Origin of the sequence: Burkholderia latens, from assembly GCF_001718795.1 — a bacterium.
GTDB lineage: Bacteria > Pseudomonadota > Gammaproteobacteria > Burkholderiales > Burkholderiaceae > Burkholderia > Burkholderia latens_A.
Genome location: NZ_CP013435.1, coordinates 2,045,787 through 2,058,091, shown reverse-complemented (window position 1 = coordinate 2,058,091; position 12,305 = coordinate 2,045,787). Strand labels below are relative to the sequence as shown.

13 protein-coding genes are annotated in these 12,305 nt (G+C 66.0%); 11 read left to right on the top strand and 2 right to left on the bottom strand.

The window, feature by feature from the left end:
- The first annotated feature begins 176 nt into the window (after positions 1-176).
- From WK25_RS09575 to WK25_RS09525, 11 genes are all read left to right on the top strand, one after another.
- A complete protein-coding gene (locus WK25_RS09575; RefSeq protein ID WP_040144459.1) occupies positions 177-578 on the top strand; it encodes a DnaJ family domain-containing protein in 402 nt (133 codons plus the stop codon).
- Complete coding sequence (gene tadA, locus WK25_RS09570; protein WP_052111051.1) at positions 575-1,156, top strand: tRNA adenosine(34) deaminase TadA; 582 nt, start codon at positions 575-577, stop codon at positions 1,154-1,156. Before WK25_RS09575 ends, tadA begins: the two co-directional genes overlap by 4 nt.
- Before the next feature lie 107 nt (positions 1,157-1,263).
- Positions 1,264-2,202, top strand: coding sequence for a muramoyltetrapeptide carboxypeptidase (gene ldcA / locus WK25_RS09565; RefSeq protein WP_040144458.1), 939 nt, complete (start codon positions 1,264-1,266; stop codon positions 2,200-2,202).
- Positions 2,203-2,512: 310 nt separating this feature from the next.
- A complete protein-coding gene (locus WK25_RS09560) occupies positions 2,513-3,217 on the top strand; it encodes a GntR family transcriptional regulator (RefSeq protein ID WP_059547713.1) in 705 nt (234 codons plus the stop codon).
- A 148-nt stretch (positions 3,218-3,365) separates the two neighbouring features.
- Complete coding sequence (locus WK25_RS09555) at positions 3,366-4,850, top strand: NCS1 family nucleobase:cation symporter-1 (protein WP_040144456.1); 1,485 nt, start codon at positions 3,366-3,368, stop codon at positions 4,848-4,850.
- A gap of 10 nt (positions 4,851-4,860) precedes the next feature.
- Positions 4,861-5,697, top strand: coding sequence for an aspartate/glutamate racemase family protein (locus WK25_RS09550; RefSeq protein WP_069241500.1), 837 nt, complete (start codon positions 4,861-4,863; stop codon positions 5,695-5,697).
- Positions 5,698-5,847: 150 nt separating this feature from the next.
- Positions 5,848-6,801, top strand: coding sequence for an allantoinase PuuE (gene puuE / locus WK25_RS09545; protein ID WP_040144454.1), 954 nt, complete (start codon positions 5,848-5,850; stop codon positions 6,799-6,801).
- Positions 6,798-7,319 carry a 2-oxo-4-hydroxy-4-carboxy-5-ureidoimidazoline decarboxylase gene (uraD, locus tag WK25_RS09540; protein WP_040144453.1) on the top strand — a complete coding sequence of 174 codons (522 nt, stop codon included), beginning with the start codon at positions 6,798-6,800 and terminating at the stop codon, positions 7,317-7,319. The genes puuE and uraD overlap by 4 nt, the downstream gene beginning before the upstream one ends.
- A gap of 62 nt (positions 7,320-7,381) precedes the next feature.
- On the top strand, positions 7,382-8,395 hold the full coding sequence (gene alc / locus WK25_RS09535) for an allantoicase (RefSeq protein ID WP_069241499.1): 1,014 nt from the start codon (positions 7,382-7,384) through the stop codon (positions 8,393-8,395).
- Complete coding sequence (locus tag WK25_RS09530; RefSeq protein WP_040144451.1) at positions 8,392-8,904, top strand: ureidoglycolate lyase; 513 nt, start codon at positions 8,392-8,394, stop codon at positions 8,902-8,904. Before alc ends, WK25_RS09530 begins: the two co-directional genes overlap by 4 nt.
- Positions 8,905-9,105: 201 nt before the next feature.
- Positions 9,106-10,473 carry a hypothetical protein gene (locus WK25_RS09525; RefSeq protein WP_069241498.1) on the top strand — a complete coding sequence of 456 codons (1,368 nt, stop codon included), beginning with the start codon at positions 9,106-9,108 and terminating at the stop codon, positions 10,471-10,473.
- A 100-nt stretch (positions 10,474-10,573) separates the two neighbouring features.
- On the opposite strand, the gene WK25_RS09520 is transcribed toward WK25_RS09525, so the two are convergent.
- Complete coding sequence (locus WK25_RS09520) at positions 10,574-11,767, bottom strand: urate hydroxylase PuuD (RefSeq protein WP_069241497.1); 1,194 nt, start codon at positions 11,765-11,767, stop codon at positions 10,574-10,576.
- A 54-nt stretch (positions 11,768-11,821) separates the two neighbouring features.
- Positions 11,822-12,175, bottom strand: a complete 354-nt coding sequence (uraH, locus tag WK25_RS09515) for a hydroxyisourate hydrolase (protein WP_011657188.1) — start codon at positions 12,173-12,175, stop codon at positions 11,822-11,824.
- Positions 12,176-12,305: the final 130 nt, after the last annotated feature.

Below are 12,305 nucleotides of genomic sequence, written 5' to 3'. Positions count from 1 at the left end.
GCATCGAATTCGCGCGTAGCCCGCTGCGTCGCAGCACAGCGGCAAGTCGCCGCGATCGGCACGCATGCGCGGCGATTCGTGCCCTAAAAACGCAATGTCGAGCATGCATTCGAAGGGCCTGTCATACGCACGTCACCCTGCTAGAATTCGCCTGCCGCATTTGCTCCGATTGACTGATGAGATTGCTTGACGCACTGGTCGAACAACGTATCGCCGCCGCCGCCGCGCGGGGCGAGTTCGACGATTTGCCGGGTACCGGCGCGCCGCAGGCGCTGGATGACGACCTGCTCGTACCCGAGGAGGTACGCGTGGCCAACCGTATCCTCAAGAATGCGGGGTTCGTGCCACCGGCCGTCGAACAACTGCGCGCGCTGCGCAACCTGCAGGACGAATTGCAGGCGGTGAGCGACCGGGCCGCACGCTGCCGGCTGCAGGCGAAGATCCTCGCGCTCGACATGGCGCTCGAATCGCTGCGCGGCGGCCCGATGGTGATGCCGCGCGATTATTGCCGGCGCATCGCGGAACGTCTGTGCGAGCGCGGGCTCGACGATGCGTCCGCCGAAGCGGGGACGATGTGAGCGCCGACACGCTGCCTGACGCGGCCGCTGCATCTGCTGTCCCTTCCGACTCTCCCGTTCCCGAGGCCGCGCCGGTGTCGGCGCGCGACGTGCATTTCATGCGGCTCGCGCAGGCCGCCGCGGAAGAGGCGCGGGCGGCCGGCGAAGTGCCGGTCGGCGCCGTGCTCGTGCGCGGCGACGAAGTAATCGCCCGCGGTTTCAATCACCCGATCGGCGGTCACGATCCGTCTGCCCACGCGGAAATGGCTGCGCTGCGCATGGCCGCGCAGCATTTGCAGAACTACCGGATGCCGGGCTGCGAGCTGTACGTGACGCTCGAGCCGTGCCTGATGTGCGCGGGCGCGATCATGCACGCACGGATCGCGCGCGTCGTCTACGGTGCCCCCGATCCGAAAACCGGCGCATGCGGGAGCGTAATCGATGCGTTCGCGAATCCGCAGCTCAATCACCATACCGAAGTGGCTGGCGGCGTGCTCGCCGACGAATGCGGTGCGGCGCTGAAGTCGTTCTTCGCCGAGCGCCGCCGCGCGCTGCGTGAGGCCCGGCTTGCCCGCGACGCCGAAGCCGGCGCGGCATGACCGTCCCGGCCGCGGCCGTGGCCCCGAGCGGGCGGCGCGTGCGCTTCGATGAACCCGTGACGGTTCAGGCCCTCTAAGCAGGTTTGACGAACCCGATACCTTCCGCCATGTCCTTCCAGTCCGCCGCGTCGTACACCATCCGCCTGCTGGCGCCGTCCGGTTATCCGCATGATCCCGACGCGATCAATCGCGCGCTGGAGCGCCTGAGCGTGGCGCAGCATCGCATCGAGAACCTCGAGGCGACGCAGCGGCGCTTCCAGCGCTTCGGCGGCACCGACGGCGAGCGTGCCGGCGACCTGAACCGTCTGGCGGACCCGGAGCGGCCGCTGCCGGACATCGCGCTCGCGGTGCGGGGCGGCTACGGGGCCGCGCGGATCCTGCACGGCCTCGACTATCGCGGGCTCGAGCGCCGGTTGCGAGACCAGCCGATCGCGCTGGTCGGGCACAGCGACTTCACCGCAATCCAGCTCGCGTTGTACGCGAAGGCGCGCATCAAGACGTTCGGCGGCCCGATGCTGTCGGCCGACTTCGGCGCGGAGACGCCAAGCGACTTCACGATGCGGCATTTCTGGCAGACGCTGTCGCAGCCGACCACGACGATCGTCGCCGACGCGCCGCAGGTGCAGACGGCGAACGTGACGGGCACGCTGTGGGGCGGCAACCTCGCGATCCTGACGTCGCTGATCGGCACGCCGTACATGCCGGACATCGACGGCGGCATCCTGTTCATCGAGGACGTGAACGAGCAGCCGTTCCGGATCGAACGCATGATTTACCAGCTGCACCTGTCGGGGCTGCTTGCGCGCCAGCAGGCGCTCGTGCTCGGGCAGTTCACGGGTGCCCGGCCGTTCGAGTACGACAACGGCTACGACATGCAGGCGATGATCGACCAGGTGCGGTCGGTGGTCGGAATTCCCGTCGTCACGGGGCTGCAGTTCGGTCATGTGCCCGATCTGCTGACGCTGCCGTTCGGCGCCCAAGCGCAGCTCGTCGCGAACGCGCACGGTTTCCGGCTGACGCTGTCGGACTATCCGCATCTCGGTTGAGCCGGATTGGCGGATACCATCGAAAGGCGGGACTTCCGCCTTTTTCTTCAATACGATACGCAACTAACGGTCCAAAATTTCGATCCATCCAAACTGGGTCGACTTCGTGGTGTGCACCAATTTTGTCAACAAAATAACGGGCGGGTATACACCATGAACGGCCATGGACAAGCATCAAAGGCTTGTCGTGCCTGGATTTCGTGCATTGCGCACCCATTTCGTACGACCGGATGCACGCTGATTGTGCGCAATAAGCCAAAAGAATTGTTGACAATCTTTATGTCCGTCCTAGGATGAGGACCATCACACGATGCATAACATGAACGCGCCCGATTCCCCTCCGTCCGGCACGCCCGGCCCCGAAGCGATCGCCGAGCGGATCCGCACCGCGATCCTCGAGCATCGGCTCGCGCCCGGCGCGAAGCTGACGGAGGCGCAGCTCTGCGAAGTATTCGGCGTGAAGCGCGGGACGATCCGGCAGGCACTCGCGCAGCTCGCGACCGACAAGCTGGTCGATCTCGAACCGAACCGCGGTGCGTTCGTCGCGAGTCCGACGCTGCAGGATGTGCACGAGGTGTTCGAGATGCGCCGGATCATCGAACTGGCCGTCGTCGAGCGGCTCGCGACAGGGCCGGGCGCGAAGCGGCTGAAGGGCGTCGCCGCGTTGATCGAAAAGGAACGTCGCGCGTTCGAGCGGCACGACTTCGCGGCGTGGATCCGCCTGTCGGGCGAATTCCACACGGCGCTCGCCGCGCTGGTCGGCAATGCGACGCTCTGCGAGTGCCTCGACGGGCTCGTCGCACGCTCGACGCTGATGTCGGCACTGTACGAATCGCACGGCCGCAGTCCGTGCTCGTTCGACGATCACAACGAGATCCTGGCCGCGCTGGAAGCGGGGGACGCGAAGCGGGCGGCGGCGCTGATGGCGCACCACCTGCAGCATGTCGAACTGAAGATGCTGGACCGGCCCGCGCAAGGGCAGGTCGATTTGCGCGAGGTGTTCGGCGGCGCCTGAGCGGCGACGCGAACCGGCCGCGCGCCACACGACAAGAGCAATCCAGGCCGGCGGTTTGCGCCGCCGGCCGCCAGTCCGACTCCGGGCGACGATCCGGAGCGATATCGATGACGGTGGAGCGGCCGCACGGCCGCATCAAGGAGAAATCATGGCTCAGTTCAGTGTGGCGCACGACAGCGCGTATCCGGCGGAAGAAGGCGGCGAGGGCGGCGGCCCCGCGTTGCCGGACGGTTACAGTCCACGTCTGTACAACGAAGATTTGGCACCCCTGAAGAATCAGACATGGGGGGCATACAACATCTTCGCGTTCTGGATGTCGGACGTGCACAGCGTCGGCGGGTACGTGTTCGCGGGCAGCCTGTTCGCACTCGGTCTGACAAGCTGGCAGGTGTTGATCGCGCTGATCGTCGGCATCACGATCGTGAACCGCCTGTGCAACCTGATCGCGCGGCCGAGCCAGCAGATCGGCGTGCCTTATCCGGTCGCATGCCGCGCAACCTTCGGCGTGCTCGGCGCGAACGTGCCGGCCGTGATCCGCGGGTTGATCGCGATCGCGTGGTACGGCATCCAGACCTATCTCGCGTCCAGCGCGCTCGTGATCGTCGTGCTGAAGTTCTTTCCGCAATGGATGCCTTACGCGGACGTCCATCGCTACGGCTTTCTCGGGTTGTCGGCGCTCGGGTGGGCCGGCTTCATGCTGCTGTGGGTGCTGCAGGCATTCGTGTTCTGGAACGGGATGGAGACGATCAAGAAGTTCATCGACTTCGCCGGGCCGGCGGTCTACGTCGTGATGTTCATTCTGGCGGGCTACATGGTGTGGCGTGCGGGCTGGCGCAACATCGGGATCAACCTCGGCGGCGTCAAATATCACGGTGCGGAAGTGATTCCGGTGATGATCACGGCCGTATCGCTCGTCGTGTCGTATTTCTCGGGGCCGATGCTGAATTTCGGCGACTTCTCGCGCTACTGCCGCACGTTCGGCGACGTGAAGCGCGGCAATTTCTGGGGGCTGCCGGTCAACTTCCTCGCGTTCTCGCTCGTCACGGTGATCACCACGGCCGCGACGCTGCCGGTATTCGGAGAACTGATCACCGATCCCGTCGCGACGGTCGGCCGCATCGACCATCCGACCGCCGTGATCCTCGGCGCGCTGACCTTCACGATCGCGACGATCGGCATCAACATCGTCGCGAACTTCGTGTCGCCCGCGTTCGATTTCTCGAACGTCGCACCGCGGCTGATCAGCTGGCGCGCGGGCGGCATGCTCGCGGCCGTCGCGTCGATCTTCATCACGCCGTGGAACCTGTTCAACAATCCGGCGGTGATCCACTACACGCTCGACGTGCTCGGCGCGTTCATCGGCCCGCTGTACGGCGTGCTGATCGCCGACTTCTATCTCGTGAAGCGGGGCCGCCTCGTGCGCGACGACCTGTACACGATGTCGGAGAGCGGCAGCTACTGGTACACGGGCGGCGTGAACCGCCGCGCGCTCGCCGCGCTGTTGCCGGCCGCGGTGATTGCCGTGATCTGCGTGATGATGCCGGGCTGGGAGGCGCTCGCGAACTTCTCGTGGTTCATCGGCGCGGCGCTCGGTTTCGCGTTCTACCGGCTGCTCGTTAGCACGAAGTCGTGAGGAGCGCGCGATGAAGATCAAGCTGATCAATCCGAATACGACGCAGCGGATGACCGATGCGATGGGCCGCTGCGCGCGCGAGGTCGCGGCCGCGGGCACGGCGATCGTCGCGGTGAGCCCGCCGATGGGGCCGCCGTCGATCGAAGGCTATTACGACGAGGCGCTCGCGACGCCCGGGCTGCTCGCCGAGATCGCGCAGGGCGAGCGTGACGGCTTCGATGCGTACGTGATTGCGTGTTTCGGCGATCCCGGACTGTACGCGGCGCGCGAGGTCGCCCGCGGGCCCGTGATCGGGATCGCGGAGGCGGCGATGCACGCGGCGAGCGTGCTCGCGCCGGGCTTCTCGGTCGTCACGACGCTTGCGCGCACCTGCGGGATGGCGTGGCATCTCGCCGAACGCTACGGGATGAAGCGGTTCTGCCGCAACGTACGCGCGACCGACGTCGCGGTGCTCGAGCTCGACCGGCCAGGTTCGGCCGCACGGCGGATCATCGTCGACGAATGCCGGCGCGCGCTCGACGAGGACGGCGCCGACGCGATCGTGCTCGGCTGCGCGGGGATGGCCGAATTCGCGCACGAGATCGAGCAGCAGATCGGCGCGCCGGTGGTCGAGGGCGTCACGGCAGCCGTGAAATGGGCCGAGGCGCTCGTGTCGCTGCGCCTCGCGACCGCGAAGCGCGGCGATTATGCGCGGCCGCTGCCGAAGCGCTATGACGGCGAATTCGCACGCTTCAGCCCGCCGGACGACGCGTCGGCAGCCGTGCCGCCGGACGCCGCCGCGCGCAACGGCAACGGCGCGGGGGAACCCGGGCCGGATTTGCCGCAGCCGCACATACACTCCGTCTGACACGCACTATCTGCGCGGCTGTATGGGCGCGTATGAACCTTTTCGCTACACTGGGCCGTCATCGCATCGGCCCGCGCGGCCGGCCTCCGGCGCCTGCGCCGGCCGATGCGAACCCATTATTTCAGCGCGCTTTCGCCGCATTTCGAACCCATGTCACTCGATCCCAACTATCCTCGCGACCTGATCGGCTACGGCCGCCATCCCGTGCAGGCGAACTGGCCCGGGCGCGCCCGTGTTGCCGTGCAATTCGTGCTGAATTACGAGGAGGGCGGCGAGAACTGCGTGCTGCACGGCGATCCGGGCTCCGAACAGTTCCTGTCCGAAATCGTCGGCGCGGCCGCGTATCCAGACCGCCACATGAGCATGGAATCGATCTACGAGTACGGGTCGCGTGCGGGCGTGTGGCGCATCCTGCGCGAATTCGAGAAGCGCGGGCTGCCGCTGACGGTGTTCGGTGTCGGCATGGCGATCGAACGTCATCCGGAGCTTGCGCGTGCGTTCGTCGAACTCGGTCACGAGATCGCGTGCCACGGCTGGCGCTGGATTCACTACCAGAGCATGACGCCCGAGCTCGAGGCCGAGCACATGCGACTCGGGATGGAAGCGATCGAGCGCGTGACGGGCGAGCGTCCGCTCGGCTGGTACACCGGCCGCGACAGCCCTAACACGCATCGTCTCGTCGCCGAATACGGCGGCTTCCTGTACGACTCCGACAACTACGGCGACGATCTGCCGTTCTGGATGGACGTCGAAGTGTCGGGCGGCGGTACGACGCCGCAGCTGATCGTGCCGTACACGCTCGACACGAACGACATGCGCTTCGCGACGCCGCAGGGCTTCAACACGGGCGATCACTTCTTCCAGTATCTGCGCGACGCGTTCGACGTGCTGTACGCGGAGGGCGACGATGCGCCGAAGATGCTGTCGATCGGCATGCACTGCCGGCTGCTGGGCCGGCCTGGGCGTTTCCGCGGGCTGCAGCGTTTCCTCGATCACATCGAGAAGCACGATCGCGTATGGGTGACGCGCCGTGTCGATATCGCGCGTCACTGGCGCGAACATCATCCGTATCAGCCCAATCATCGAAACGAAGGGAAAGCATGAAGGCGATGCGTTACACGTTGGAGCAACTGAACACGATGGCGCCGGGCGCATTCGTCGCGGCGCTGTCCGGGATCTTCGAACATTCGCCGTGGGTGGCCGAGGTTGCGGCGGGCAAGCGGCCGTTCGCGAGCATCGACGCGCTGCACCGGACGATGTCGGACGCGGTCGAAACCGCAGGCGACGCGCGCCAGCTCGCGCTGATCAACGCCCACCCGGAACTGGCCGGCAAGGCCGCGGTGCGCGGCGAGCTGACGGCCGAGTCGACGCGCGAGCAGAGCGGCGCGGGCCTCGACCAGTGCACGCAGGAAGAGTTCGACAAGCTGTTGACGCTGAACCGCACGTATCGCGAGAAATTCGGTTTCCCGTTCATCCTCGCGGTGCGCGGCTACGACCGCCACGGCATCATCGCGAACTTCGAGTCGCGCGTGAATCATTCGCGCGACGAGGAATTACGCGCCAGCCTCGACCAGATCTACCGGATCGCACGCTTTCGCCTCGACGACCTGATCGACGCGTGACACCGTAACGCGGGCTGCTGCGTCGCAGCGGCCCGATCGCATCACTGAAACAAGGAAACATCATGGCTGTTCCGCTTCTCGATCCCGATGCCCCCGATTTCACGCGGCGCTACGTGAACCTTGCCGACCCGCGTCTCGGCGCGCAGGCGCTCGAGGCGAGCGACGACTTCTTCGCGCCGAAGGAGCGGATGCTGAACCCGGAGCCGGCGGTGTTCATCCCGGGCAAGTACGACGACCATGGCAAGTGGATGGACGGCTGGGAGACGCGCCGCAAGCGGACGACGGGCTACGACTGGTGCATCGTCAAGCTCGCGCGGCCGGGCGTGATCAAGGGTTTCGACATCGACACGAGCCATTTCACCGGCAACTTCCCCCCGGCCGCATCGGTCGAGGCCGCTTTCGTGGCCGACGGCGCGCCGACGCACGCGACCGAGTGGGTCGAGATCGTGCCGTCGACGACGCTGCAGGGCAACAGCCATCACTACGTCGCGGCAAGCGACGCACGTGCGTTCACGCATCTGCGCGTGAACATCTACCCGGACGGCGGCATCGCGCGCCTGCGCGTGTACGGTCAGCCGCAACTCGACTGGGCGGGCGCGAGCGCGACCGAGCTGTTCGACCTCGCAGCGATGGAAAACGGCGGCTACGTGGTGGCCGCGAACAACCAGCACTTCGGCGTCGCGTCGAACCTGCTGCTGCCCGGCCGCGGCGTGAACATGGGCGACGGCTGGGAAACGCGCCGCCGCCGCGAACCGGGCAACGACTGGGCGATCATCGCGCTCGCGCAGCCGGGCGTGATCCGCAAGATCGAAGTCGATACCGCGTTCTTCAAGGGCAACTATCCGGACCGCTGCTCGATCCAGGCGGCGTATGTGTCCGGCGGCACCGACACCTCGCTGATTACGCAATCGATGTTCTGGCCGGTGCTGCTCGGCGAGCAGAAGCTCCAGATGGACAAGCAGCATTACTTCGAACAGGACATCGCATCGCTGGGCCCGGTGACCCACGTGCGCCTGAACATCATTCCGGACGGCGGCGTGTCGCGCTTGCGTCTGTGGGGGACGCTGGACAAATGAAGACGCTTGCAATCGAACCGCTGACCAAAGCAGCATTCGCACCGTTCGGCGACGTGATCGAGACCGAAGGCGCGAAGCAGATTCCGATCAATCTCGGCACGACGACCCGCTTTCACGATCTCGCGAACGTCGACGTGGCGGATGAAAACGGCCGCACGCTCATCAACCTGTTCCGCGGCCAGCCGCGCACGCTGCCGTTCGAAGTGAAGATGCTCGAGCGCCATCCGCTTGGCAGCCAGGCGTTCGTGCCGCTGAACGACCAGCCGTATCTGGTCGTCGTCGCGCCCGCCGGCGATCTCGATCCTTCGAAGATTCGCGCGTTCGTGACGAGCGGGTGGCAGGGCGTCAACTACGCGAAGGGCGTGTGGCATCACCCGTTGATCGCGCTGGGCGGCGTCAGCGACTTCATCGTCGTCGATCGCGGCGGCGACGGGTTGAACCTGAACGAGCAGGACCTGCCTGAATCGCTGTGGCTCACCGAGGACGCGCTCGATGCAGTGACGGCCTGAGTTTGAACCTGCGTTGTCCGGCGAGCCCGCGCATGATGCGCGGGCTTTGTTCGTTTTGGGGCCGCGCGCCGAGACTTGGCATATTCCGTATCGTTGGTTCGCCGCGAAGGCCGGGACCGGTATCTTGAGCGCTTTGTCGGCCCGTCGAGCCGATGTGTTCCGGATCCTCCAACGTCGTCCTCGCCCCACGAACATCCCGACATGAACGGAAGAATCCCGATCGTCGCGGCCGCTGCAATGGCGGCGGCCGTGCTGACGCTCGCCGGCTGCGGCGGCAGCGACGGCGACGTCTTCGCCGCGACAGGCACGAACGCAGCGCGCAGCGCGAATCCGCTCGCGACACCCGACCAGATTGCCGCAGAAAAGCTCGCGCTCGAGCTGGTGAACGCGCCTGCGGTCGTGCAGGCGAAGGCGACGCTGAAGGCGCAATGGCTGGCCGCCGCCCAGGCGGTCGGCGGCGTACCGGACGAGTCGCTCGCCTATCTGCAGACGGCTGTCGATGAATCGGCGATGTCGAGCGCACTTGCGATCACGAACCAGGACCCGAATGCACCGAAGATGATCTCGGGGCTTGCCGCGCCGCACAAGTGGTTCGGCATCGACGTACCCGGCTCGCGCACGACGTTCGACAATCCGGACACGATTTATCGGAGCTTTCCGGTCGACCCCGCGCTGCGTTACGTGATTCGCGGCAGGGTGCATCGCGACGGACCGGTCGACAGCAACGTCAGCCTGTGGGATGGCCGTCACACGACGCTGTCGAATCTGAGCGGCGATCAACTGCGCGTCGAAGCGGACGGCGGCTTCGTCATCACCGCCGATTCGGGCGCGGCGGACGGCACCGGCAATCACGTTACGTTGCCGACGACGGCGTCGTCGTTTTTCATTCGCGATACCGTTGGTGAATGGGGCGTGCAGCAATTCGACGATCTGTCCGTCGAACGCGTGTCAGGCGCTTCGACGGCAGCGGCGCCGACCAGGGACGACATGATCGCCAGGTTGGCCGCGCAAGTCGCCAATGGCGGCACGTTCGCCGGCTACAACGCGCTCGCGAACGCACAGCCGGTCAATACAATTCCGCCCGTGTCGCTCGGCGGTTCCGCCGGACGCCTGTCGACGCAGGCGGCCACCTACAGCGCATTCCGGATTGCCGACGACGAAGCGCTGGTGGTGCAGGTCGACCTTGGCGGCGCGAAGTACTTCATCGCACCCGCATACGGCCGCTGGCTGATCACGACCGACTACGTCGATCACACGCAGTCGTTGAACAATCGCCAGGCGGTGGCGAATCCGGATGGTACGTTCACGTTCGTCGTGTCACCGACCGATCCGGGCGTCTACAACTGGGTGGATACGGTCGGCATCCACGCAGGCTTTCTGAACCTGCGCTGGCAGGGTGTGCCCGCGGCGTCGACCGGCGCGGCGCCGTCCGCGCATGCGACGCTCGTGAAGCTGGCGAACCTGCGCTCGGTCCTGCCTGCGACGATGCGTTATGTCACGCCGGCGGAGCGGGCCGCGCAGCTTGCTGCACGCAAGGCAAGCTACGCGTCGCGCTATGCGGCGGGCTGACCGTGCGGCTCGACGTTGCCGTCGGGGCGGCACGACCACGTAAAAAAAAACAGGCCCGCCGAAGCGGGCCTGTCGTTCAGGCGACGTGCAAACGTAGCGCTTACTTCGCCGCGCCACCCTCGAACCACGCGGCGAGCTTCACGCGCTCGTCGTCGGTCATGCGCGTGACGTTGCCGATCGGCATCGCCTTCAGGCGCACGGCCTGTTCGTAGATTCGCTGCGCGTTTTTCGATACTTCGTCGGGCGTATCGAACATCACGCCGGCGGGCGCACTGCCCATCAGCGTCGGCTTCGCCGAGTGACACTCGACACAGCGCTGCTGCAGGATCGGCATGATGTCGTTGATCGCGACCTTCGGTGCGTTCGCCGCCTGCGCTTCCGGCGCGACCGGCTTCGGCATCGTCCACACCAGCGCGCCCGACAGCAGCGCGACGCCGCCGATCGGCAGGTACCACAGCTGCTGACCGCGGTGACGCATCACGAAGAACTGGCGGATCAGCGCGCCGGCCAGCATGATCAGCACGAGCACGACCCAGTTGAACTTGTTCGTGTAGGTCATCGCATAGTGGTTCGACAGCATCGCGAACACGACCGGCAGCGTGAAGTACGTGTTGTGCACCGAACGCTGCTTGCCGCGCTTGCCGTAGATCGGGTTCGGCTCTTCGCCCTTGAGCATCTTGTCGACCATCTTGCGCTGGCCGGGGATGATCACGAAGAACACGTTCGCCGACATGATCGTCGCGAGCATCGCGCCGACGATCAGGTACGCCGCGCGGCCAGCGAAGATGTGGCAGGCGAGGTAAGCGGCGATCACGACGTAGACGCCGACGCAGATGCCGAGCACGCGATCGTTGGTGCCGAGGATCCGGCACAGCGAGTCGTAGACGATCCAGCCGGCCGCGAGGAAGCCGAGTGCGGATGCGACTGCGACGACGGGGCCCATGTCGAGCACGCTCTTGTCGATCAGGTACGTGTTCGGTGCGAGCAGGTACAGCACGAAGAACAGCGAGAAGCCCGACAGCCACGTCGTGTACGACGGCCACTTCGACCAGTGCAGGTCCTCGGGCATTTCCGGCGGGGCGACCGTGTACTTCTGCATGTTGTAGAAGCCGCCGCCGTGCACGTGCCACAGCTCGCCGAACACCCCGCGCTTGCGCTGGTTCGCGTCGGTCGGCGGTTTCAGGCTGTTGTCCAGTGCGACGAAATAGAACGACTCGCCGATCCACGCGATGGCGACGATGACGTGCAGCCATCGCAGCGCGAGGTTCAGCCAGTCGGTGATGAAGCCTTCCATGAAACTCCTCCAGACTCAATTCGTTGTGTTTGATGCGGGGCGCCGATGCGTGTGTCAGCTGCCGCGATAGGTGCTGTACGACCACGGCGACACGAGCAGCGGCACGTGGTAGTGCGATGCAGTGTCCGCGATGCCGAAGCGCAGCACGACGCGGTCGACGAAGCGCGGTTCCGGCACCTTCACGCCGAGCGACGCGAAGTAGTCGCCGGCATGGAACACGAGTTCGTATTCGCCGGCGGCGAGTGCCGCGCCTTCGAGCAGCGGTTCGTCGCAGCGGCCGTCGCTATTGGTCAGCACGGTCTTGATCGCGCGGCGCGATTCGCCGTCGAGCGCGTAGAGGTCCACCTTGATGGCGGCGCCAGGGCGACCGTGTGCCGTATCGAGTACGTGGGTAGTGAGCTTTCCCATTCGCAGTTGTCCTTGTGTGAATGCGAGGTTCGGCGGCAGCTCGATCCATTGACTGTGCGGCGGATCGAGGCTCCACGTCACGTGGCTACATACCCGTCGGCGAGATTGAAGCGAGCGCCGTGCAGGCATT

What these genes read in the sequence shown, in the direction of transcription:
- WK25_RS09575 (WP_040144459.1), top strand. Translation starts at nt 177, where the DNA reads ATGAGATTGCTTGACGCACTGGTCGAACAACGTATCGCCGCCGCCGCC.
- ldcA (WP_040144458.1), top strand. Translation starts at nt 1,264, where the DNA reads ATGTCCTTCCAGTCCGCCGCGTCGTACACCATCCGCCTGCTGGCGCCG.
- WK25_RS09560 (WP_059547713.1), top strand. Translation starts at nt 2,513, where the DNA reads ATGCATAACATGAACGCGCCCGATTCCCCTCCGTCCGGCACGCCCGGC.
- WK25_RS09555 (WP_040144456.1), top strand. Translation starts at nt 3,366, where the DNA reads ATGGCTCAGTTCAGTGTGGCGCACGACAGCGCGTATCCGGCGGAAGAA.
- WK25_RS09550 (WP_069241500.1), top strand. Translation starts at nt 4,861, where the DNA reads ATGAAGATCAAGCTGATCAATCCGAATACGACGCAGCGGATGACCGAT.
- puuE (WP_040144454.1), top strand. Translation starts at nt 5,848, where the DNA reads ATGTCACTCGATCCCAACTATCCTCGCGACCTGATCGGCTACGGCCGC.
- uraD (WP_040144453.1), top strand. Translation starts at nt 6,798, where the DNA reads ATGAAGGCGATGCGTTACACGTTGGAGCAACTGAACACGATGGCGCCG.
- alc (WP_069241499.1), top strand. Translation starts at nt 7,382, where the DNA reads ATGGCTGTTCCGCTTCTCGATCCCGATGCCCCCGATTTCACGCGGCGC.
- WK25_RS09530 (WP_040144451.1), top strand. Translation starts at nt 8,392, where the DNA reads ATGAAGACGCTTGCAATCGAACCGCTGACCAAAGCAGCATTCGCACCG.
- WK25_RS09525 (WP_069241498.1), top strand. Translation starts at nt 9,106, where the DNA reads ATGAACGGAAGAATCCCGATCGTCGCGGCCGCTGCAATGGCGGCGGCC.
- WK25_RS09520 (WP_069241497.1), bottom strand. Translation starts at nt 11,767, where the DNA reads ATGGAAGGCTTCATCACCGACTGGCTGAACCTCGCGCTGCGATGGCTG.
- uraH (WP_011657188.1), bottom strand. Translation starts at nt 12,175, where the DNA reads ATGGGAAAGCTCACTACCCACGTACTCGATACGGCACACGGTCGCCCT.